The organism is Streptomyces sp. 1222.5 (assembly GCF_900105245.1).
GTDB lineage: Bacteria > Actinomycetota > Actinomycetes > Streptomycetales > Streptomycetaceae > Streptomyces > Streptomyces albidocamelliae.
Window position 1 is genome coordinate 3287731 of the sequence record NZ_FNSZ01000001.1, and the last position, 21218, is coordinate 3308948.

Below are 21218 nucleotides of genomic sequence, written 5' to 3' on the forward strand. Positions count from 1 at the left end.
CTCAAGCTTTCCGGGGGAGCCGAACCGGGCGAAGGGTCAGCTCCCCCGGATGACCTGAGTGATTCCGTTGATGATCTGCTGCACCGCGATCGCGGAGAGCATCATGCCCGCGAGCCGCGTCACCAGGACGACGCCGCCGTCCTTGATGACCCGGATGATCAGCAGCGAGTAACGCATCACCAGCCACAGCACGACGTGGATCGCGAGGATCGCGGACCACACCGAGACCTGCGTGGCGACACTGCCGGCCTTCTGCACGGCCAGGATCACGGACACGATGGCGCCGGGGCCCGCGAGCAGCGGCATGCCCAGCGGTACGAGCGCCACGTTCACGTCCTTGGTCTGCTTCGGCTCGTCGGTCTTGCCGGTGAGCAGGTCCAGCGCGATCAGCAGGAGCAGCAGACCGCCCGCGATCATCAGCGCGGGGACGGAGACGTGCAGGTAGTCGAGGATCTGATGGCCCAGGACGCCGAACGTGGCGATGACACCGAACGCCACGCACACCGCCTGGAAGGCCATGCGCTTCTGCACCTTGGCCGGACGGCCCGCGGTCAGGGCGAGGAAGATCGGGGTGATCCCGGGGGGATCCATGATGACGAAGAGGGTCAGGAACAGGGAGCCGAAGACGGCGATGTCGAACATGGTGTGCCTTGCAGGAGAGAGCCGCCGCCGGCGGCACCCGTCCGGCGAGGCGGACAGGCGGGCACGGCGGCCGTACTACGGACGTACTGGGGAAGGGTGAGGAGGGTGGCGCCGGATCGTGGGCGCCGGGCGGTCAGATTCCGCCGGTTCCCGGGACCGGGAACGCTCCGGTCGCGCGCCGGGTGATCTCCCCGTAGACCTCGGGGTCGGTCGTGAAGGCGCCGAGCGACACCGTCTTGCGGCTGCCGTGGTAGTCCGAGGAACCCGTGACCAGCAGGCCCAGCTCGTCGGCGAGGGCCCGCAGCCGGGTCCGGGCGTCGGCGTCGTGGTCCATGTGGTCGACCTCGATGCCGTCGAGACCGGCGGCGGCCATCTCGGCGATCGCCGACTCGGGGACCGTGCGGCCGCGTTTGACGGCGGCCGGATGCGCGAAGACGGTCACCCCGCCCGCGCCCTTGACCAGCCGGATCGCCTCGAAGGGGTCGGTCTCGTGCTTCGGCACGTAAGCCCGGCCGCCGTCGGCGAGCCACTCCTCGGTGAACGCGTCGCTCACCGTCGCCACGACGCCCAGCTCGACCAGGGCGGTGGCGACGTGCGGGCGCCCCACGGAACCGCCGGCGGCGATCCGCTCGACCTGCTCCCAGGTGACGGGCACGCCCAGCGCGTTCAGCCGGGAGACCATGCCCCGGGCCCGCGGCACCCGGTCGTCCCGGACCAGCTCGCGCTCGGCGAGCAGGGCGGGCTCCTCGGGGTCGAAGAGGTAGGCCAGCAGGTGCATCGAGACGCCGTCGATCCGGCACGACAGCTCGGCGCCGGTGACCAGGGTGAGCCCCGCGGGCAGCGCGGCGATCGCCTCGCCGTACCCGCGGGTGGTGTCGTGGTCGGTCAGCGCGACGACGTCCAGTCCGGCGGCGGCGGCGTTGCGCACCAGCTCGGCCGGCGTGTCCGTGCCGTCGGAGGCCGTGGAGTGACAGTGCAGATCGACGCGCACGGTGACTCCAGACAGGGGACGGGACGGACGGGACACCTAAGGATAGCGGTGTTTTCCCGCCCGCCTGTCACACCCGCAACCGCCTGTCACCCCCTACCGAAACCCGCTCAGAGGCGTGGGGAACAACGCGTGCGACCACGGGGACACCCGCGCCCTCCCCCGAACGGCCCGGTCCACCGCCCCGGGGCGCTACGGCCGGAGCAGGCGCGGCGACAACGCCCCGCACGGCACCAGGTCCAGCTCCGCGCCCGCGTCCCGCAGGTCGGTCAGCACCAGCTCGTCGTACATGAGCAGCCCGGCCTGCTCGGGCCACATCACCGCCCACAGCCACATGCCGAGCGCCTCGCCCGCGAAGACGGCGCGGTCGTCGGGGGTGCGGTAGACGTGCCAGAGCGGGGTCGGGCGGCCGGCGGCCAGGACCTTGACCTGGGGCGGCTTCTCCACGTTCATGTACGACCCCGGGTCCGGTCCGTCGATGCCCGCGTAGCGCGCGCCGAGACCGACGCCGAGTTCCTCGGCGACGAGGATCAGCTCGCCGGGGCCGCCGAGCGGGCCGGGACCCGAGCACGCGACGGCGGTCGCGCGGCCGCCGCTGCGGTCGTCACCCGCGTAGCCCACACCGGTGAACAGCCAGCCGACCGGCAGCGGCCAGGGCATCCACACCGGCACCTGCGTGCGGTGCACCACCACGTTCAGAGCCTCGACGCTGGGCGGGATCACGGGCTGCAGCGGATACACCGCGCCGTGCACATCGCACTGCCACGTATCGGCGAAGAGACCGGGAGCCCTGACCCGGCCACCGCACCTCGGGCAACTGGGTTCGCCCCTCATAGGGCTCCACGGTCCTACCCCGGCCCGCCCACGTCAAGGACGATCACCCGTCCGGACGGAACGGCGACCGCGACACACATAGATGTAGCTTGCATTTATTAGAGCGGCTAACTTACTGTGTGCATAAACCAACTATCCGCCTGGGACGGGAGAAGCACATGGACCCCCTCGACGCGGGAGCCGGGAGCATCCTGCGACAGCCCAAGGCCGTCTGGGCCACGGCCGGCGCCTCCGTCGTCGCCTTCATGGGCATCGGCCTCGTCGACCCGATCCTGCCGTCCATCGCGCGGGGCCTCGACGCCACCGCCGGGCAGGTGTCCCTGCTCTTCACCTCGTACTTCCTGATCACCGCGATCGCGATGCTGCTGACCGGCTTCGTCTCCAGCCGCATCGGCGGCCGCAGGACCCTGCTGCTGGGGCTCGCCTTCGTGGTCGTCTTCGCGGGCCTGGCCGGCACCTCCGGCTCGGTCGGCCAGCTCGTCGGCTTCCGGGCGGGCTGGGGCCTCGGCAACGCGCTGTTCGTCTCGACCGCCCTCGCGGTGATCGTCGGCGCGGCGGCGGGCGGCAGCGCCGCGGCGATCCTGCTCTACGAGTCCGCCCTGGGCCTCGGCATGGCCTGCGGCCCCCTGCTCGGCGCGGTCCTCGGCAACATCAGCTGGCGCTACCCCTTCTTCGGCACGGCCACGCTGATGGCGATCGGCTTCCTGTGCATCACGGCGTTCCTGAAGGAGCAGCCCGAGCCGGCCCGCAGGACCTCGCTGCTGGACCCCCTCAAGGCGCTCGGCCACGGCGGCCTGGCCTCGGCGGCGGTGTCGGCGTTCTTCTACAACTACACGTTCTTCACCGTGCTGGCCTTCACGCCGTTCGTGCTGGACATGTCCCCGTACCGCTCGGGCGCGGTGTTCTTCGCCTGGGGCCTGCTGCTCGCCGTCTTCTCGGTGATCGTGGCCCCGCGCATGCAGGAGCGGTTCGGCTCGCTCAAGGTGCTCGGCGGCTCGCTGGTGCTGCTCGCGGCGGACGTCCTCGTGCTCGGCTACGGCGACCACACCACGGCCGTCGTCTGCACGGTCCTGTCCGGTGCGTTCATCGGCGTGAACAACACCGTCTACACCGAACTCGCCCTCGGCGTGTCGGACGCCCCTCGCCCGGTGGCGAGCGCGGGCTACAACTTCGTCCGCTGGTTCGCGGCGGCCGCCGCCCCCTGGTTCGCGCCGAAGATCGAGGAGTGGACGGACGTCCACATGCCGTTCGTCGTCGCGGCGGTGACGGCGGCCCTGGGCGCGGTCGTGGTCCTCGTCCGGCGCCGGGCCCTCACTCTCGAGGCCGAGGAGCAGGCACCGCGGCACGCCTCGCAGGACGGGGTCGGCGTCTTCGCCAACTGACCACCGAGGAGCAGGCTTTGGTGAGCTTGCTCACTCCGGCTCAGTCCAGCGGGACGGATCTGCGGGCGGGGTCCCTCAGGTCCGTCCCGTGCGCGAGCCAGCGCTCGTGGAGGGCCTGGGCGCCGTGAACCCGCTTCCAGGCGGCCTCGTTGGGGGTCATCGGCAGCAGCGGCAGGAACCGTACGGGGTCCAGCGGATCGTCGAGGGCCAGATCCTCCACGAGACCGCCGGGCTCGCCCACCAGGACCGAGGTGAACGGGGCGCCGGGCCACAGCGGCTCACCGACGTCCAGGGAGGCGCCCGGAGTCACCACCAGACCCTCCACCTGCGGGGACGCGGCGAGGACGGCGAGCGGACGCAGGACCGGGTCGGTGTCGGCGACGCCCGCGCGGACGGACAGGACCAGCTCGGCACGGGGACCCTTGACCGGGTCGGCGAGCATCGCCGTGGGGTCCGTCATGGGGTGGGCGGACATGCCGAGGGTGGCGTAACGGAGGACGTCCCCCTCCTGGAACCGGAGCACCTCGATGCGGTCCGTGCCGAGGAAGGTGACCGCGGCGCGCGCGTCCGGTTCGCCCAGCGCGGTGTTCAACCGTGCCTCGACCAGAGGAAGAACATCAACCATGCGGTGAGCATAGAACTCGCCAGCTGCGGGCAAAGCGGCGCCTTGACAGTATGGGCGGCTGGTACTCTGAGCCGGTGGTTCGGGGCAGCACGCAGAAGCGTCGCTATCAAGTCCCGACGCCGACGAGACTCCCTTACGAGGGACCGGCCGGAGGAGGTGGGGCTGTCATGGATCGAAGTCGACCGTGCAGTACCACTCGCTCTTCCTGCCTTTGATGTAACTCCTGGCTGGTTGCCGGCTGCCGCCTTCCTGTGCGCGTCACCGTTCGGAAGAGCACTTCGTTTCGCTTTGCCTGATCCGTCTGATCGCCTGATCCGCCCGATCTGAATCAGTTCTGCATCAGTAGCGAAGTCGCCACCGCGACGGTGCGGTGCTCCCCGCTTTGCGGACGTGCCAAACATGCGTTGTCAGGACGTCCCCATTCCGGGTAGTTCCACCCGTCGCCGCGCGCACTGTCGCTGCCCGCCCGCGAAGGAGCCTGCCCATGTCGATGATTCGCGACCTGCGTGCCGTGGTCCGCCCGTCCTCCCGTGTCTCGCTGCGCAAGGACGCCGGCGCCTCCTACGACACCACCCGCGACCCCGGCACGCCCTCGGCGGTCGTGGACTGCGCCGTCTACCGGGACGGCGCCCGCGTGGCGAGCGACAAGCCGCTGACCCCGCAGGAGGCGATGCGGCAGGTGCGCCGCGACGGCGGCTTCGTGTGGATCGGGCTGCACGAGCCGACCGAGGGTGAATTCTCCGGTATCGCGAGCGAGTTCGGGCTGCACCCGCTGGCCGTCGAGGACGCGGTGCAGGCGCACCAGCGGCCGAAGCTGGAGCGCTACGACGACTCGCTGTTCACGGTCTTCAAGACCATCCACTACGTCGAGCACGACCGGCTCACGGCCAACAGCGAGGTCGTCGAGACCGGCGAGGTCATGTGCTTCACCGGCCGGGACTTCTTCATCACCGTCCGGCACGGCGGCCAGGGCTCGCTCAGGGCGCTGCGCCACCGCCTCCAGGACGACCCCGAACTGCTCGCGAAGGGCCCCTCGGCCGTCCTGCACGCCATCGCCGACCACGTCGTGGACGGCTACATCGCGGTCGCCGACGCGGTGCAGGACGACATCGACGAGGTGGAGACCGAGGTCTTCTCGCCGGGCCGCAGGGGCGGTGTCTCGCGCGGTGTGGACTCGGCGCGGATCTACCAACTCAAGCGTGAGGTGCTGGAGTTCAAGCGGGCGGTGGCGCCGCTGCTGCGGCCCATGCAGCTGCTGAGCGAGCGTCCGATGCGGCTGGTCGACCCAGACATCCAGAAGTACTTCCGGGACGTCGCCGACCACCTGGCCCGGGTCCAGGAGCAGGTGCTGGGCTTCGACGAACTGCTCAACTCCATCCTCCAGGCCAACCTGGCGCAGGCCTCCGTCGCGCAGAACGAGGACATGCGCAAGATCACCGCCTGGGCCGCGATCATCGCCGTACCGACGATGGTCTGCGGGGTGTACGGCATGAACTTCGAGCACATGCCCGAGCTGCACTGGAGGTACGGCTACCCGGTGATCATGGGCGTCACGGTCGTCCTGTGTCTGGGCATCCACCGCACGCTCAAGCGCAACGGCTGGCTGTGAGCGGGCGTGGATAGGCTGGGCGCATGACAAGCGAGCTGCTCGACCGGGCCCTCATCGAGGAGGCCTCCAAGAAGTCCGGCCTCATCTGGGTCCGGGGCGCCGGTGCCCCGGCCGCGCGTGCGCTGTGGCACGTGTGGCACGAGGGCGCGGTGTGCGTGATCGGGGACGGTCCCGGTGAGCAGCCGCTGCCCGCGCTCGTGGACGGCGGCTCGGCCGAGCTGACCGTCCGCAGCAAGGACAAGGGCGGCCGGCTGGCGACGTTCCCCGCGACCGTCTCCGAGCTCGCCCCCGGCTCCGAGGAGTGGGAGGCGGCCGTCGCCGAGCTGAAGGGCAAACGCCTGAACGCGCCCGACGGCGAGGAGATGCCGGGCCGCTGGGCCCGCGAGTGCCGGGTGCTGCGCCTGGTGCCGTCGGGGCTCGTGGAGCCGCTGCCCGACGGCAGCCTGGCGGAACGTCCCGTGCCGTCGCCCGCGACGACGCGGATGCCGATGCCCGCGGGGCTGCCCAAGCTCCTCGCCAGGCGCCGGAAGAAGTGACGCCCGGCCGCTCCGTCCGTACCGCTAGGACGTCGGAAGCTGCCTGCCGTAGTCCACGGTCGCGGACTTGGCAGGCTTAGTGACCTCGAAGTCCTTGCCCCAGTCGGAGAAACGGAGTGTGCCCGCGTCGCCCGCCCGCACCAGACGGAGCGGATACGGCCTGCCCTCCAGGGAGACGTCCAGCGTGCCGCCGGACCCCTTGTCGCCGGTGACACGGATGGTGGGGGTACCCGACTGATCGGTGTGGTGGCCGTCCGTGGCCAGCTTGCCGTGCAGCGTCAGCAGACCGTCGAGGAGGACAGCCTTGTCCGTGAAGCCGCTGAACTTCTTGTACGCGGGGTCCCCCTGCGGGACCTTCACGTACTTGCCGTCCAGCTTTCCGGTGGCGCCGTCGGCGTCGGCGTGGTGCCAGAAGTCGGCGTCGGCCTTCAGATACAGCTGCTCGCCCACGCGCAGCAGCTTGAAGGTGGCGCCCTGCGCGGTCACCGACCCGGTACCGCCGTCGGCCTTCAGCTGCATGTCCAGCCGGTACGTGCGCCCGCTGGTGACCACGGTCCCGGACAGCCGGACCGCCGGTGCAGCGTCGGCCGCCGCCCGGGACTTCGCCTGGATCTTCTCGGCGGGCAGCTTGCCCACGCCGTTCGTCCCCGCGTCCGGGTCGTCACCGCCGCCGCACCCGGACAGCACCATCGCTCCCGTCACGGCGAGTGCGCAGGTCGCGGTCGCCAGCACGGTCCGGCGGGCACGGCCCCGGGGAGTCGCAGTCACAGATGGCGCTGCCTTTCTGACGGTTCCTGAGCGGCGTACCGCAGCGTACCGGTGCCCCGGCCGCCCGGCGGAGCCAGTCCGTCCGGACCGCACACCAGGGCGTACCCGACCGGTACGGGCTAGCCTGAAGCGCACCCGAGCGGGCAAATCCGAGCAATTCCCACGCATCGACCACCACTCCCCCAGCGATTCCCAGGCAAAGGAAGCAGAGCCATGGCAGCCGGCGCCCCCCGGATCTTCGTCTCGCACATCGCCGGGGTCCCCGTCTTCGATCCGGCCGGCGACCAGGTGGGCCGCGTACGCGATCTGGTCGTCATGCTGCGCGTCGGGCGGCGTCCCCCGCGGATCCTCGGACTGGTCGTCGAGCTGTCCACCCGGCGCCGTATCTTCCTGCCGATGACCCGGGTGACCGGTATCGAGTCCGGCCAGGTCATCACCACCGGTGTCGTCAACTTCCGCCGCTTCGAGCAGCGGCCCACCGAGCGGCTGGTCTTCGGCGAGCTGCTGGACCGGCGCGTGACGCTGACGGAGACCGGCGAGGAGGTCACCGTCCTCGACGTGTCCGTGCAGCAGCTGCCCGCGCGCCGGGACTGGGAGGTCGACCGCGTCTTCGTCCGCAAGGGCAGGAAGGGCAGTGCCTTCCGGCGCGCCAAGGGCGAGACGCTCACCGTGGAGTGGTCGGCCGTCACCGGGTTCTCCCTGGAGGAGCACGGGCAGGGCGCGGAGAGCCTGCTCGCCACCTTCGAGCAGCTGCGCCCCGCCGACCTGGCCAACGTCCTGCACCACCTGTCGCCCAAGCGGCGCGCCGAGGTCGCCGCCGCACTGGACGACGACCGGCTCGCCGACGTGCTGGAGGAGCTCCCCGAGGACGACCAGATCGAGATCCTCGGCAAGCTGAAGGAGGAGCGCGCGGCGGACGTCCTGGAGGCGATGGACCCCGACGACGCGGCCGACCTGCTCTCCGAGCTGCCCGAGGAGGACAAGGAGCGGCTGCTGAGTCTGATGCAGCCCGCCGACGCGGCCGACATGCGGCGCCTGATGTCGTACGAGGAGCACACCGCGGGCGGTCTGATGACGACGGAGCCGATCGTGCTGCGCCCGGACGCCACGGTCGCCGACGCGCTCGCCCGGGTCCGCAACCAGGACCTCTCCCCGGCCCTCGCCGCCCAGGTCTACGTGTGCCGCCCGCCCGATGAGACACCGACCGGCAAGTACCTGGGCACCGTGCACTTCCAGCGGCTGCTGCGCGACCCCCCGTACACACTGGTCAGCTCGCTCGTGGACGACGATCTGCAACCTCTCGCCCCCGACGCCACCCTGCCGATCATCGCCGGGTTCTTCGCCACGTACGACATGGTGGCCGCGCCCGTGGTGGACGAGTCCGGGTCGCTGCTCGGCGCGGTCACCGTGGACGACGTGCTCGACCACATGCTGCCCGACGACTGGCGGGAGACGGAGTTCCACCTGGACGAGGGAGAGGGGGCCGCCGCTCATGGCTCCTGAGCGCGACAGCGCGACACGCGAGCGCAGCCCGGCGGGTGCCACGGCAGCGCCCCGGCCCCGTGCGCCGCGCCTGGACCAGCCGCGCCCGCCCCGGCGCCGGTTCCTGCCCGAATGGGACCCGGAGGCCTTCGGACGCCTGTCGGAGCGGATCGCCCGCTTCCTGGGCACGGGACGCTTCATCGTCTGGATGACGGTCGTCATCATCGCCTGGGTGGTGTGGAACATCGCAGCGCCGGGGCACCTGCGCTTCGACCCGTACCCGTTCATCTTCCTGACGCTGATGCTGTCCCTGCAGGCCTCCTACGCGGCCCCGCTGATCCTGCTCGCCCAGAACCGGCAGGACGACCGCGACCGGGTCAATCTGGAGCAGGACCGCACGCAGAACGAGCGGTCCATCGCCGACACCGAGTACCTGACCAGAGAGGTGGCCGCGCTGCGAATGGGCCTGGGCGAGGTGGCCACCCGCGACTGGATCCGCTCGGAGCTCCAGGACGTGGTCAAGGAGCTGGAGGAACGAAGGCGGCACGACGGGCATGTCGTATTCCCGGCAGAGCGGGCAGAACGGTCGCCGGGACGTGACGCAGACGACCGCTGAAGGGCTACCCGCAGTGCCCTCGGGGCGCCGTACCATCGTCCTTATGGCTACGGAAGACGCGGTGCGCGAGGCACTGGCGACGGTGAACGACCCCGAGATCAACCGACCCATCACCGAACTCGGGATGGTCAAATCGGTGGAGATCGGCGCGGACGGAGCGGTCGCGGTCACCGTGTACCTGACGGTCTCCGGCTGCCCCATGCGCGACACCATCACCCAGCGCGTCACGGAGGCGGTCTCCCGCGTCGAGGGCGTCACCCGGGTCGACGTCACCCTCGACGTGATGAGCGACGAGCAGCGCAAGGAGCTGGCGACCGCCCTGCGCGGCGGCCAGGCCGAGCGCGAGGTGCCCTTCGCCAAGCCGGGCAGCCTCACCCGCGTCTACGCGGTCGCCTCCGGCAAGGGCGGCGTCGGCAAGTCCTCGGTGACCGTGAACCTGGCGGCGGCGATGGCGGCCGACGGGCTGAAGGTCGGTGTCGTCGACGCCGACATCTACGGCCACTCGGTACCGCGCATGCTGGGCGCGGACGGCCGCCCCACCCAGGTCGAGAACATGATCATGCCGCCGTCGGCGAACGGCGTGAAGGTCATCTCCATCGGCATGTTCACCCCGGGCAACGCCCCGGTCGTCTGGCGCGGCCCGATGCTGCACCGCGCGCTCCAGCAGTTCCTCGCCGACGTCTACTGGGGCGACCTGGACGTCCTGCTGCTGGACCTGCCGCCGGGCACCGGTGACATCGCGATCTCGGTCGCCCAGCTGGTCCCGAACGCCGAGATCCTGGTCGTGACGACGCCTCAGCAGGCGGCGGCCGAGGTGGCCGAGCGGGCCGGCTCCATCGCCGTGCAGACCCACCAGAAGATCGTCGGCGTGGTCGAGAACATGTCCGGCCTGCCCTGCCCGCACTGCGGCGAGATGGTCGACGTGTTCGGCACCGGCGGCGGCCAGATGGTGGCCGACGGCCTGACCCGCACCACGGGTGCGACGGTCCCGGTCCTCGGCAGCATCCCGATCGACGTCCGCCTCCGCGAGGGCGGCGACGAGGGCAAGCCGGTCGTGCTGACCGACCCGGACTCCCCGGCGGGTTCGGCGCTGCGCGCGATCGCCGGAAAGCTGGGGGGCCGTCAGCGGGGCCTGTCGGGGCTGTCCCTCGGGCTCACGCCGAAGAACAAGTTCTGAGGCACCGCACTCGAACGCCGTACGGCGAAGGGGGCGCCGCGTACCGCCGGCGCCCCCTTCGTCATGCGTAGGCGGCGACGTCCTTCACCACGGCGAAGCCGAGCCCGTACGCGCTCATCCCCCGCCCGTACGCCCCCAGGTGCACGCCCGCCCCGGTCGTACCGGCGAGCACCCAGCCGAACTCCGACTCCCGATAGTGGAACGGCACCGCCACCCCGTCCACCGGCAGCGAGAGCGTGGACCACTCGGAGCCGTCCAGATCGTCGGCCAGCGCCCAGGCGGTCTCCGTCTGCTGGTCCAGCCAGTCGTCCCGCAGGGTGTGGTCCATCTGCCCCGGCCAGGTGAAGGACAGCAGTCCCACCCCGGCCAGCCATGCCGCCGAGGACACCGAGGTCGCCTCCAGCAGCCCCGTGCCGTCCGCGCTCCTGCGGGACGGATGCTCGGCGACGGTGACCACGACCGCGAACTTCTCCCGGGTCTCACCGGCCGCGAGGGCCTCACCCCGCACCGAGGGCTCGTCACCGTGCCCGATCGAACCGTGCTCCACGGCGCCGTCGGCCGCCGTACCCACCTGCATCAGCCAGCGCGGCCCGGTGAACGCCTCGTCGAGGCCGTACCACGGGAAGGGCGCCAGCAGGTAACCGTCGACCGTACGCCGGGCGGAGGGGAGCTGCTGTCCGCCCTCCGCGGCCGGCGTCTGCGCGCCCACCCGACTCGTCGTCTCCATCTGCCCGGACGCCTCCTCGCTCTCGTCGGACCGGCGTGGCCCGCCCCCCTTCGGGCGTACGCGTCCGGTCCGCACAACAACTCGGCAGCATATCCACACCTGTGCGGGCCGCAGGGCAGGTGCTGGAGGCGCGGGTCGGGCGAACGGCCTGATCAGGCCGTGTGCGACGGGTGCGCGCTATGAAACGCGTCACGTGCGCGGGATACGCCGACGCCCGCGTGTCGACACGCGGGCGCGGAAGGGCGGGAGGAGGCGGGGGTCAGGTGGCGTCCGCGTCGAAGGGGGGCCGGTGGTCCTCGCCGGGTTCCTCGGGCTTCTTGGTCATGTCGATACGCCCACCCGAGGAGGAAGAGCCCGCGGACCCGTTGTCCCGGCTGTTGACGGCATCCGTGACCTCGGCCATCTCCTTCTTCAGGTCGAAGCCGTTGCGGATCTCCTTCAGCCCGAGGTCCTCGTTGTCCAGCTGCTTGCGGATGAACGTCTTGGGGTTGAGGTCCTCGAACTCGAAGTCCTTGAACTCCGGGCCCAGTTCGGTGCGGATGTCGTCCTTGGCGCTCTCCGAGAACTCGCGGATCTTCCGGATCGTGCGCGTGACGTCCTGAATGACCTTCGGGAGCTTGTCCGGACCGAAGACGAGCACGGCGAGCACGACGATCGTCACCAGCTCGAGTGGCCCTATGTCATTGAACACCTGACGCTCCTTGCGATGTCCTCGGTCGCTCAACGGTACCCGGCGTTCCCGTCCGACCGGTACCGTCCCGAGGTGAGACTTCTGTCAGTTCTGCTCCGAGGCGCCCAGCACGAGTGAGACCTCCCGGTCGGTCCCCCCGCGTTCGACCGTCAGGCGCAGCCGGTCGCCGGGGCGGTGGGCGCGGATCTTCACGATCAGCTCCTCGCCGCTGTGGACGCGCTCCCCGCCGACCTCGGTGATGACGTCGCCGCCCTCGAGACCCGCCCGTTCGCCGGGGCCGCCCTTGATGACGGCGGGGCCGCCGCCCGCGCTCTTGTCGTCGATGCGGGCGCCGTCACCCGTGTAGCCCATGTCGAGGGTGACGCCGATCACCGGGTGGGTGGCCCGGCCGTCGTTGATCAGCTCCTCGGCGACCCGCCTGGCCTGGTTCACGGGGATGGCGAAGCCGAGTCCGATGGAGCCGGCCTGGCCGTCGCCCGACCCGGAGCCGCTGCCGGCGGAGCGGATGGCGGAGTTGATGCCGACGACCCGGGCCCGGGAGTCGAGCAGCGGGCCGCCGGAGTTGCCCGGATTGATGGGCGCGTCGGTCTGGAGGGCGTCGACGTAGCTGACGTCGCTGCCGTCGCCCTTCTCGCCGCCGGCCGTGATGGGCCGCTCCTTGGCGCTGATGATGCCGGAGGTCACGGTGTTGGCCAGGTCGAAGGGGGCGCCGATGGCGACGACGGGATCGCCGACCCGGACGTCGTCGGAGTTGCCGAGGGGCAGCGGGGTGAGGCCGTGCACGCCGTGCACCTGGACCACGGCGAGGTCGTAGCCGCTGTCACGGCCGACGACCTTGGCCTTGACGGTGTCGCCGGTGCTGAACGTCACGGATATCTCGCCGCCGGATCCGGCGGGCTCGACGACGTGGTTGTTGGTGAGGATGTGCCCCTGGCCGTCGAGCACGAAGCCGGTGCCGGTACCCGCCTCGTCGGCGCCGGTGACGTGCAGGGTGACGACGCTGGGCAGGGCACGGGCGGCGATCCCGGCCACGCTGTCCGGCGCGCGTCCGGCGGGCACGCTCCCGGCCTGCGGCAGGTGCACCTCGCCGCCCAGTCCCTCGCGCTCGACGTACGCGCCCGCGACGCCGCCGACGGCCGCGGAGACACAGGCGACCAGCAGCGTCCACCCCACCGCCAGCCGCCTGGCCCGTCGGCGCCGCTGCCCGACCGTCGCCACGGCGGCACCGGTCTGCTGCAGCGGCCCGTTCCCGGCCGGCTGCTCCTCGGGCGCACCGGCGGCCCAGGGGTCGTACCGCCCCCAGGGCCCCTGCCCCTCCGGCTCCGGCACCGAGGCACCGGGAGCGGGTACGGCTGCGGCGTGCGCCGCCTCGGGCGCCACGGAGGCGGGCGCAGGCGACACGGGAGCGAGTGGCGCGCAAGCGGCGCCCCTGGGCGCGGGTACGGCGGTGTCGTGTGCCGTTTCCGAAGCCCCCGGCCCTGGCGCGGAAGCCGACGGTGTCGTCGCGGGAAGGCCGGACGGAAGGACGGCCGTGCCGGGAGCCGGTTCGGGCGCAACCAGCCCTGGCGCGGAAGCCGGCGGCGGCGCCGCGGCCATGCCGGGCGGAAGGACGGCCGTGCCCTGCGCCGGTTCGGGCGCAACCGGCACCGGCGCGGGAGCCGCGGGCATACCCGGCGGAAGGACGGCCGCGCCCTGCACCGGTTCAGGCGCAACCGGCACCGACGCGGGAGCCGCAGGCATCGCCGCGGCCATACCCGGCGGAAGGACGGCCGTGCCCTGCGCCGGGGTGGTCGAGGGGTGTTGTACCGGCGGTGCCGGGGCCCATGGGCCGGGCTCGCCGTACGGAGGGGTGCTGTAGGGGTCGGGGTCGTGCAGCGGCCTGGGCCGGTCGGCGGCCGCCGACCAGGCGGATTCCCCGGCGGGCGCGCCGGCGTCCGCCGGGACCCGCACGGGACGCGCCAGTTCGAAGTCCCCGGTGCCCTCGGCCGCGATCTCGGGCGTGGTCGCCGGACGGACCGACTCGAAGTCGGCCGGCGTCGTCCCCGCCGCTCCCGCCGGATCCGGCTCCGGCGGGACACGGTTCCCCTCGTTCATGCTCTCCCCACGGCTGGCCGCGACCGCACGCTCGCACGGCGGCCGCGGAAAGTCGACTGCGCCCCCGGGTCATCGCCGCGGGCACGGCCCTCACCGGATTCAACCAGGTTCGCGGGCCGTGGCGCAGGGGCCGGTCAGGGGGTTCGCTGAGGTGTGGCGGGAGACACCGAGGGGACGGAGGCGTTGTCGGGGACGGGGGCGGACAGGAGATCGGAGCCGGTGGCGCCGGGAATCGTGGACCAGTCGGTGAGCGGGAGGGCCACCGTCTTGTCCAGCGGGCGTATGAGCGGGGACACGGCTGCCGCACCGGCCATCACCGGCGTGGTCAGGCCGCGCACCAGATCGCCCTGGTCCTGCCCCGCGGCCGGGGAGGCCACTCCGGGCACCAGGGGGGCGGACATGGCGGTCGGCGCCGCCGGCGTCCGGCCGAGCTGCCCGCTGCCCGGGGCCGGCGCGAGCAGCGGTCCGACCGCACGACGGCGCTGGGTGTCGGGCGTGGCCGCCCCGGCACCACTGCCTGTCCCCGTACCCGTGCCCGCCGAGCGCGCGGGCACGACGTTGCTGCCGGTGCCGGAGCCGCGGGCCTCTCCGGTCAGGTCGCCGGGAAGGGCGTTGGTCACGCCGCCGAGGGCGACCGCGGCCAGCGAGACCGCACCGGCGGCGGCGACCGCGAACCGCATCCCGCGCGAGGCGGAGCGGCCGTCGTCCGGGCGGCCGACGGGATGTATGCGGAAGCCTCGCTCCTCCGGGACGGTGGCGGCGTGGCCGGGGCGGGCCGGGACGTACCCGAACGCGAAGCGCTCGCCACGGCTCACTCCGAAGACTCCCGGGGTCCCGGTGCCCGGGGCCCCGCCGAGAAGTCCTCCCCCGGGCGGCGGCGTGCCGCCGCCGTCGAGGTCACCTCCTCCGGGAAGGCCCTGGAGCCGTGCCAGGAAGCTCTCCGAGAGCGGAGGCGGGGCCGCCTCCGCGAACACGTTCTTCAGTCGGCGCTGTGCGTCCGCCTCCGCCCTGCAACGGGCGCAGGTGGCCAGGTGCGCGAGGACGCGCTCACGCGTCTCGTGACCGAGCTCTCCGTCCACCAGGGCGGAGAGCCGGTCTCCCAGGTGCTGCTCTGCGAGGTGTGCCTCCTCGACAGGTTTCGGTCGAGATCCACTCACGCGGTCGCGCCCCCTCCCCCCAGAGCGGGGACACGGGCCATGAAGGAGCGCCGCTCGGCCGCGCGGGCCTCCGGGGAGCGGTGCGCGAGGGCCTTGCGGAGCTGCGAGCGCCCGCGGTGGATACGGGAGCGGACCGTGCCGAGCTTGACGCCGAGGGTCGCGGCGATCTCCTCGTAGGACAGTCCCTCGATGTCGCACAGGACGACCGCGGCGCGGAACTCCGGCGCCAGGGTGTCGAGTGCCTGCTGGACGTCGGCGTCGAAGTGCGCGTCGTTGAAGAGCTGTTGCGGGGTGGGTTCGCGGCTGGGCAGGCGCTCGGCCGCGTCGTCGCCGAGGGCGTCGAAGCGGATGCGCTGCTTGCGCCGGACCATGTCCAGGAAGAGGTTCGTGGTGATGCGGTGCAGCCAGCCCTCGAAGGTGCCCGGCGAGTAGGTCGAGAGGGAGCGGAAGACACGGACGAAGACCTCCTGCGTGAGGTCCTCGGCGTCGTGCTGATTGCCCGTCAGACGGTAGGCCAGGCGGTAGACGCGGGCGCTGTGCGTACTGACGATCTCGTCCCACGTGGGCGGAGTCCACGCCTGCCCGTCCGCGTCGGTGGAGAAGGTCGCGGTCTGGGCGTCGCCTGCGGCGGCGGCGCGGCTGTCAGCAGCGGTGTCGGTCACGGATTTCGGCCTGCCCGCCGATCCGAGGAAGCGCCGTAGCACTCCGCCCCGATCCCCAGGCGTAGCCGCACCTCCCCTGTCGGCTCTGGTGGTGTCCAGTGGAGCCCCTACCATAGCCACCTCGCCCGTTAGCTCCGGATAAGCGGTTTTACGAGAATTTGATACACGCTGATACGGCTCATACGGCTGCGTCAGCAGTTGCTCGGCGTCCTGATCCACCTCTTACCCCCCGTCGCGTCCCGAGCCACCGGCTCAACCCTCTAAACGTCCGGCCTCATCTGCGGGTTCCCGAGGCCAACGGATACAGTCACGCCCAGGCAACCACGGGGACGGGAGAGGGTCATTACCGCCAACCGGCAGACGAGCTGGGCGTTCGCCGACGCCTTTGTCGCCGAGGACGAAGCGCTGCGCTGGGCCCGCGACCGGGCCCGCGAGGCAGGGCTGCGCTCGGTGTCGCCCGGCGCGGGCGCCGCGCTGCGACTGCTCGCCGCCTCCGTGGACGCGAAGGCGGTCGCCGAGATCGGCACCGGCTGCGGGGTGTCCGGAATCCATCTGCTGCACGGCATGCGTCCGGACGGGGTGCTCACCACGGTGGACCCGGAGCCGGAGCACCAGCAGTTCGCCCGGCAGGCCTTCCGCGCCTGCGGCTTCGCCAGCAACCGGGCCCGCTTCATCCCCGGCCGCGCGCTGGAGGTACTGCCCCGGCTCGCGGACGCCGGCTACGACCTGGTCTTCTGCGACGGGGACCGGCTGGAGTACCTCGACTACCTCGCTGAATCGTTGCGCCTGCTGCGGCACGGCGGCCTGGTGGTCTTCGAGGGGGTCTTCGCCAACGGCCGTACCGTCGACTCGGGACCGCAGCCCACGGAGGTCCTGCGGCTGCGGGAACTGCTGCGCGCGGTGCGCGAGAGCGGGGAGCTGATCCCGTCGCTGCTGCCGGTGGGCGACGGGCTGCTGTGCGCCGTCAAGCGGTGACCCGCCGGGCGCGGGGCTCGCGGAACGCGGCTGCCCCGACACCGCGTACGATGCCGGGGCAGCCGGAAGGTCAAGAGCGCTGGGTCGTCAGACGACGACCTTCTTGAGGGCGTCGCCGAGCGCCTCGGCCTCGTCAGGGGTCAGCTCGACGACGAGTCGACCGCCGCCTTCGAGCGGAACGCGCATGACGATGCCCCGCCCCTCCTTGGTCACCTCGAGCGGGCCATCACCCGTCCGCGGCTTCATGGCCGCCATGCTCGTTCCCCTTCCTGAAACCCAGCTCACGTCTACCGCCGGCCCAGGCAGGGCCCCCGCGGTCCGAAGCGGACACGCGACACCGGCATCGAACACATTGCTTCCCAGCCATTATCCCGCATCGCAGGACCCGATGACCAACATCAGTCGGCATCGCTTGGGCAACGCGCGCGAGCAAAACCACCCAATTCGGCGATGTGGCTGCGATACTGCGCCACCGCACGGACCTTTATCCGCCGGCTCCGCTCCGGATTTCTTTGACGCAGGTCACACGTCCGCTCCGACCCCCGGCCGCCGATCTCCGCCATGCTGTCCTCAGACAGGGGCGTACCGAGCGGTACGTCACCAGCCGCGACCGGAGGGGATGCGCCATGGCCGACACCGTGCTCTACGAGGTGAGCGACGGACTCGCGACGATCACGCTGAACCGCCCCGAAGCGATGAACGCGCTGAACATCGCGACCAAGTCCGCTCTCCGGGAGGCGGCGGAATCCGCGGCCGGGGACACGGCCGTACGGGCGATCCTGCTCACCGCGGCCGGGGAGCGGGCCTTCTGCGTGGGCCAGGACCTCAAGGAGCACATCGGGCTGCTCGTCAGCGACCGGGAGGCCGGGACCAGGCACACGATGAACACGGTCAAGGACCACTACAACCCGATCGTGCGGGCCCTCGCCGGGGCGCCCAAGCCGGTGGTCGCCGCGGTCAACGGCGTCGCGGCCGGCGCCGGATTCGGTTTCGCGCTCGCCGCGGACCACCGCGTCGTGGCGGACACCGCGTCCTTCAACACGTCGTTCGCGGGCGTGGCCCTGACCGCCGACTCCGGCATCTCCTGGACGCTGCCCCGGGTGATCGGCCCGAGCCGCGCCGCCGACCTGCTGCTCTTCCCGCGCAGCATCAGCGCGCAGGACGCGCTGGAGCTGGGGATCGCCAACCGGGTCGTCCCCGCCGCCGAGCTGCGCGCCGAGGCGGAGCGGACGGCGCGGGCGCTGGCCGAGGGGCCGACGGTGGCGTACGCGGCGATCAAGGAGGCGGTGGCCTACGGGCTGACGCACTCCCTGGCGGAGACGCTGGAGAAGGAGGACGAGCTCCAGACGCGCGCCGGTGCGTCCGAGGACCACGCGATCGCCGTGCAGGCGTTCGTGAACAAGGAGAAGCCGAAGTACCTGGGCCGCTGACGGTCCCCGGCCGGCCCGTCCTCAGCCACCGGACGGGCCGGACACCCGCGCCACGCATGTCTCCAGGTGGTCGTTCACCAGTCCGCAGGCCTGCATGAGCGCGTACGCCGTCGTCGGGCCGACGAATCTCAGGCCCCGCTTCTTCAGGGCCTTCGACAGGGCCGTCGACTCCGGGGTGACCGCGGGGACGTCGGCGAGGGTCTTCGGGGCGGGGCGGCCGGCCGGCTCCGGGGCGTGGGACCAGATCAGCGCGTCCAGCTCGCCCTCCGCCCAGTCGGCGAGCACGCGCGCGTTGGCCAGCGTCGCGTCGACCTTCGCGCGGTTGCGGATGATGCCCGGGTCGGCCAGCAGGCGCTCGCGGTCGGTGTCGGTGAACGCGGCGACCTTCTCGATGCGGAAGCCGGCGAAGGCCGCGCGGAAGCCCGGGCGGCGGCGCAGGATCGTGATCCAGGACAGGCCCGACTGGAAGGCCTCCAGGCTGAGCCGTTCGAAGAGCGCGTCGTCGCCGTGGACCGGGCGGCCCCACTCCTCGTCGTGGTACGACACGTAGTCGTCGGTGGACAGGGCCCACGGGCAGCGCAGGGCTCCGTCCGGCCCGGCCACGGCGTCCCCGGCGCTCATCGCCGGTCCTCCGGTCCCGGCTTGTCCAGGCGGGTGTGCGCGACGGCGGCCCGCGCCCCGGCCAGCGCGGACTCCAGGTCGGCGATCCGGGCGTCCCGCTCGGCGAGCTCGGCGGCGAGACGGCCCAGCGCGTCGTCGACGTCGGACATTCGGTAGCCGCGCGGGGCCACCGGGAAGCGCAGGCTCTCCACGTCCGCGCGCCCCACCGGGCGGTCCGCCGGCAGCGGGTCGCGCAGCCGCTCCGGGGCCGCCTCGGGCAGCGGGCCGCTCTCCCCGCCGCCCAGCACCGCGAGTGTCACCGCGGCGACCACGACGGCCAGCGCGACGACCAGGAACAAGAACATCACCATTGCCAGGGGTCCCCACGCTCTGTGCCGGACGCTGTGCCGGACGTCGTAACTGTCAGGGTCCGATCGTGCCATGCGAGTCTGACGGTTAGGGTCACAGGCGGCCGTACTGCGGGACGCACTAGGAGAGGTCACAGCGGATGCTCAGGCTGGGCAAGCGGGAATTCGGGCCCCACGAGCCGGTGATCATGGCGATCGTGAACCGGACGCCGGACTCCTTCTACGACCGGGGGGCCACGTTCCGCGACGAGCCGGCCCTCGCGCGCGTCGAGCAGGCGGTGGCCGAGGGCGCCGCGATCATCGACATCGGCGGGGTGAAGGCCGGGCCGGGCGAGGAGGTCACGGCCGAGGAGGAGGCGCGCCGGACGGTGGGCTTCGTCGCGGAGGTGCGGCGCCGCTTCCCCGACGTGGTCATCAGCGTGGACACCTGGCGGGCCGAGGTCGCCGAGGCGGTGTGCGAGGCGGGCGCGGACCTGCTGAACGACGCGTGGGGCGGGATCGACCCGGCGCTCGCGGAGGTCGCGGCGCGCCACCGCGTGGGGCTGGTGTGCACGCACGCCGGGGGTGCGCGGCCGCGGACCCGCCCGCACCGGGTGTCCTACGACGACGTCGTGGCCGACATCCTGCGGGTGACCGTGGGGCTGGCCGAGCGCGCCGTGTCGCTGGGGGTGCCGCGGGAGTCGGTGCTCATCGACCCCGGGCACGACTTCGGGAAGAACACCCGGCACAGCCTGGAGGCGACGCGGCGGCTGGACGAGATGGTCGGCACCGGGTGGCCGGTGCTGGTGTCCCTGTCCAACAAGGACTTCGTCGGCGAGTCGCTGGACCGGCCGGTGAAGGAGCGGCTGATCGGTACGCTCGCGACGACCGCCGTGTCCGCATGGCTCGGGGCGCAGGTGTACCGGGTGCACGAGGTGGCCGAGACCCGGCAGGTGCTGGACATGGTGGCGTCCATCGCCGGCCACCGGATCCCGGCGGTGGCCAGGCGGGGCCTGGCCTGACCGCCGGGGGCTCCGGCCGGGGGCGGCGCTAGCGGGCCGCCTCCTTCGAGACCAGGGCCACCGCCTCCTGCACGTCGTCCGTCACGTGGAAGAGCAGCAGGTCCTTCTCCGCGGCCTTGCCCTGCGCGATCACCGTGTCGCGCAGCCAGGACACCAGGCCGCCCCAGTACTCGCTGCCGAACAGGACGATCGGGAAGCGTGTGACCTTCTGGGTCTGGACCAGGGTGAGGGCCTCGAAGAGCTCGTCCAGGGTGCCGAGGCCGCCCGGGAGGACCACGAACCCCTGCGCGTACTTCACGAACATCATCTTGCGGACGAAGAAGTAGCGGAAGTTCAGCCCGATGTCGACGTAGGAGTTCAGCCCCTGCTCGAAGGGCAGTTCGATACCGAGCCCCACCGAGGTGCCGCCCGCCTCGCACGCGCCTCTGTTGGCCGCCTCCATCGCGCCCGGGCCGCCGCCCGTGATCACCGCCCAGCCGGCCTCCGCCAGCCCCCGGCCGAGCCGGACGCCCGCGTCGTACTCCGCCGAGTCGACCGGGGTCCGGGCGGAGCCGAACACGCTGATGGCCGGCGGGAGTTCGGTGAGGGTGCCGAAGCCTTCGATGAACTCCGACTGGATGCGAAGGACCCGCCAGGGGTCGGTGTGGACCCAGTCCGAGGGCCCACCCGCGTCCAGCAGCCGCTGGTCCGTGGTGCTGGCCGTCACCTGGCCACGCCGTCGGAGGACCGGTCCGAGCCGCTGCTCGTCCGGCGGCTGCTTCTTCCCGTGGGGGTCTCCGGTCGCCATGTGCGCTCCCTCCGCTTGCCGGTGGTTCGAGCTCAGCCTAGATCTACTCGGGTTACAGAGGGGGGAA

Annotated in this window: 23 protein-coding genes; 9 read left to right on the forward strand and 14 right to left on the reverse strand. The window is 72.1% G+C overall.

Annotated elements, in window-relative coordinates; all coding sequences use genetic code 11:
• Positions 1-36: 36 nt before the first annotated feature.
• The 3 genes from BLW57_RS14620 to BLW57_RS14630 form a co-directional block, all read right to left on the reverse strand.
• On the reverse strand, positions 37-642 hold the full coding sequence (locus tag BLW57_RS14620; RefSeq protein WP_093474937.1) for a MarC family protein: 606 nt from the start codon (positions 640-642) through the stop codon (positions 37-39).
• A 133-nt stretch (positions 643-775) separates the two neighbouring features.
• Positions 776-1633: a PHP domain-containing protein gene (locus BLW57_RS14625; RefSeq protein WP_093474939.1), complete on the reverse strand. Its 858-nt coding sequence runs from the start codon at positions 1631-1633 to the stop codon at positions 776-778.
• 189 nt (positions 1634-1822) lie between these two features.
• Complete coding sequence (locus BLW57_RS14630; protein ID WP_093474941.1) at positions 1823-2464, reverse strand: DUF6758 family protein; 642 nt, start codon at positions 2462-2464, stop codon at positions 1823-1825.
• Between the two features lie 158 nt (positions 2465-2622).
• Here BLW57_RS14630 and BLW57_RS14635 point away from each other — a divergent pair, with 158 nt between their 5' ends.
• Complete coding sequence (locus BLW57_RS14635; protein ID WP_093474942.1) at positions 2623-3846, forward strand: MFS transporter; 1224 nt, start codon at positions 2623-2625, stop codon at positions 3844-3846.
• 40 nt (positions 3847-3886) lie between these two features.
• Here BLW57_RS14635 and BLW57_RS14640 read toward each other — a convergent pair whose 3' ends face one another.
• Positions 3887-4471, reverse strand: coding sequence for a suppressor of fused domain protein (locus BLW57_RS14640; RefSeq protein WP_093474944.1), 585 nt, complete (start codon positions 4469-4471; stop codon positions 3887-3889).
• Between the two features lie 484 nt (positions 4472-4955).
• On the opposite strand from BLW57_RS14640, the gene BLW57_RS14645 reads away from it, so the two are divergent.
• On the forward strand, positions 4956-6080 hold the full coding sequence (locus BLW57_RS14645; RefSeq protein ID WP_093474945.1) for a magnesium and cobalt transport protein CorA: 1125 nt from the start codon (positions 4956-4958) through the stop codon (positions 6078-6080).
• Positions 6081-6103: 23 nt separating this feature from the next.
• Complete coding sequence (locus BLW57_RS14650) at positions 6104-6616, forward strand: hypothetical protein (protein ID WP_073889282.1); 513 nt, start codon at positions 6104-6106, stop codon at positions 6614-6616.
• Between the two features lie 24 nt (positions 6617-6640).
• Here the strand turns inward: BLW57_RS14650 and BLW57_RS14655 are convergent, their stop codons facing one another.
• Positions 6641-7384, reverse strand: coding sequence for a hypothetical protein (locus BLW57_RS14655; RefSeq protein ID WP_093474947.1), 744 nt, complete (start codon positions 7382-7384; stop codon positions 6641-6643).
• 213 nt (positions 7385-7597) lie between these two features.
• Here BLW57_RS14655 and BLW57_RS14660 point away from each other — a divergent pair, with 213 nt between their 5' ends.
• Genes BLW57_RS14660 through BLW57_RS14670 form a run of 3 tightly spaced genes read left to right on the forward strand, consistent with a single transcriptional unit; the run spans position 7598 to position 10659 of the window.
• Positions 7598-8887 carry a magnesium transporter MgtE N-terminal domain-containing protein gene (locus BLW57_RS14660; protein ID WP_093474948.1) on the forward strand — a complete coding sequence of 430 codons (1290 nt, stop codon included), beginning with the start codon at positions 7598-7600 and terminating at the stop codon, positions 8885-8887.
• The gene (locus BLW57_RS14665) at positions 8877-9482 is read left to right on the forward strand and encodes a DUF1003 domain-containing protein (RefSeq protein ID WP_093474950.1); all 606 of its coding nucleotides are present in this window, start codon (positions 8877-8879) and stop codon (positions 9480-9482) included. The genes BLW57_RS14660 and BLW57_RS14665 overlap by 11 nt, the downstream gene beginning before the upstream one ends.
• 43 nt (positions 9483-9525) lie before the next feature.
• On the forward strand, positions 9526-10659 hold the full coding sequence (locus BLW57_RS14670; RefSeq protein WP_093474951.1) for an Mrp/NBP35 family ATP-binding protein: 1134 nt from the start codon (positions 9526-9528) through the stop codon (positions 10657-10659).
• A gap of 61 nt (positions 10660-10720) precedes the next feature.
• On the opposite strand, the gene BLW57_RS14675 is transcribed toward BLW57_RS14670, so the two are convergent.
• The 5 genes from BLW57_RS14675 to sigE all read right to left on the reverse strand — a co-directional run bounded on the left by BLW57_RS14675 (position 10721) and on the right by sigE (position 16032).
• Positions 10721-11386: a hypothetical protein gene (locus tag BLW57_RS14675; protein WP_176985585.1), complete on the reverse strand. Its 666-nt coding sequence runs from the start codon at positions 11384-11386 to the stop codon at positions 10721-10723.
• Between the two features lie 259 nt (positions 11387-11645).
• The gene (locus BLW57_RS14680) at positions 11646-12077 is read right to left on the reverse strand and encodes a sec-independent translocase (RefSeq protein WP_093474954.1); all 432 of its coding nucleotides are present in this window, start codon (positions 12075-12077) and stop codon (positions 11646-11648) included.
• An 84-nt stretch (positions 12078-12161) separates the two neighbouring features.
• Positions 12162-14171 (reverse strand): S1C family serine protease, encoded by a 2010-nt coding sequence (locus BLW57_RS14685; protein ID WP_176985586.1) that lies wholly within the window; start codon positions 14169-14171, stop codon positions 12162-12164.
• Positions 14172-14305: 134 nt separating this feature from the next.
• Positions 14306-15328, reverse strand: a complete 1023-nt coding sequence (locus BLW57_RS14690; protein ID WP_093474956.1) for an anti-sigma factor family protein — start codon at positions 15326-15328, stop codon at positions 14306-14308.
• The gene (gene sigE / locus BLW57_RS14695; protein ID WP_073889272.1) at positions 15325-16032 is read right to left on the reverse strand and encodes an RNA polymerase sigma factor SigE; all 708 of its coding nucleotides are present in this window, start codon (positions 16030-16032) and stop codon (positions 15325-15327) included. The genes BLW57_RS14690 and sigE overlap by 4 nt, the downstream gene beginning before the upstream one ends.
• 234 nt (positions 16033-16266) lie before the next feature.
• Between sigE and BLW57_RS14700 the strand changes: the two genes are divergently transcribed.
• Positions 16267-16965 (forward strand): O-methyltransferase, encoded by a 699-nt coding sequence (locus BLW57_RS14700; protein ID WP_073889271.1) that lies wholly within the window; start codon positions 16267-16269, stop codon positions 16963-16965.
• A gap of 87 nt (positions 16966-17052) precedes the next feature.
• Here the strand turns inward: BLW57_RS14700 and BLW57_RS14705 are convergent, their stop codons facing one another.
• Entirely contained in the window at positions 17053-17220 is a 168-nt protein-coding gene (locus BLW57_RS14705; RefSeq protein WP_018544333.1) for a DUF3117 domain-containing protein, read from the reverse strand.
• Between the two features lie 371 nt (positions 17221-17591).
• Between BLW57_RS14705 and BLW57_RS14710 the strand changes: the two genes are divergently transcribed.
• A complete protein-coding gene (locus BLW57_RS14710) occupies positions 17592-18395 on the forward strand; it encodes a 2-cyclohexenylcarbonyl CoA isomerase (RefSeq protein ID WP_093474957.1) in 804 nt (267 codons plus the stop codon).
• A gap of 21 nt (positions 18396-18416) precedes the next feature.
• On the opposite strand, the gene BLW57_RS14715 is transcribed toward BLW57_RS14710, so the two are convergent.
• The gene (locus tag BLW57_RS14715) at positions 18417-19016 is read right to left on the reverse strand and encodes a DNA-3-methyladenine glycosylase I (protein WP_093474959.1); all 600 of its coding nucleotides are present in this window, start codon (positions 19014-19016) and stop codon (positions 18417-18419) included.
• Positions 19013-19366, reverse strand: coding sequence for a DivIVA domain-containing protein (locus BLW57_RS14720; protein ID WP_093474960.1), 354 nt, complete (start codon positions 19364-19366; stop codon positions 19013-19015). The genes BLW57_RS14715 and BLW57_RS14720 overlap by 4 nt, the downstream gene beginning before the upstream one ends.
• Before the next feature lie 137 nt (positions 19367-19503).
• Between BLW57_RS14720 and folP the strand changes: the two genes are divergently transcribed.
• Positions 19504-20364 carry a dihydropteroate synthase gene (folP, locus tag BLW57_RS14725; RefSeq protein ID WP_093474962.1) on the forward strand — a complete coding sequence of 287 codons (861 nt, stop codon included), beginning with the start codon at positions 19504-19506 and terminating at the stop codon, positions 20362-20364.
• Positions 20365-20392: 28 nt separating this feature from the next.
• Here the strand turns inward: folP and BLW57_RS14730 are convergent, their stop codons facing one another.
• A complete protein-coding gene (locus tag BLW57_RS14730) occupies positions 20393-21151 on the reverse strand; it encodes an LOG family protein (RefSeq protein ID WP_093474963.1) in 759 nt (252 codons plus the stop codon).
• Positions 21152-21218 lie beyond the last annotated feature (67 nt).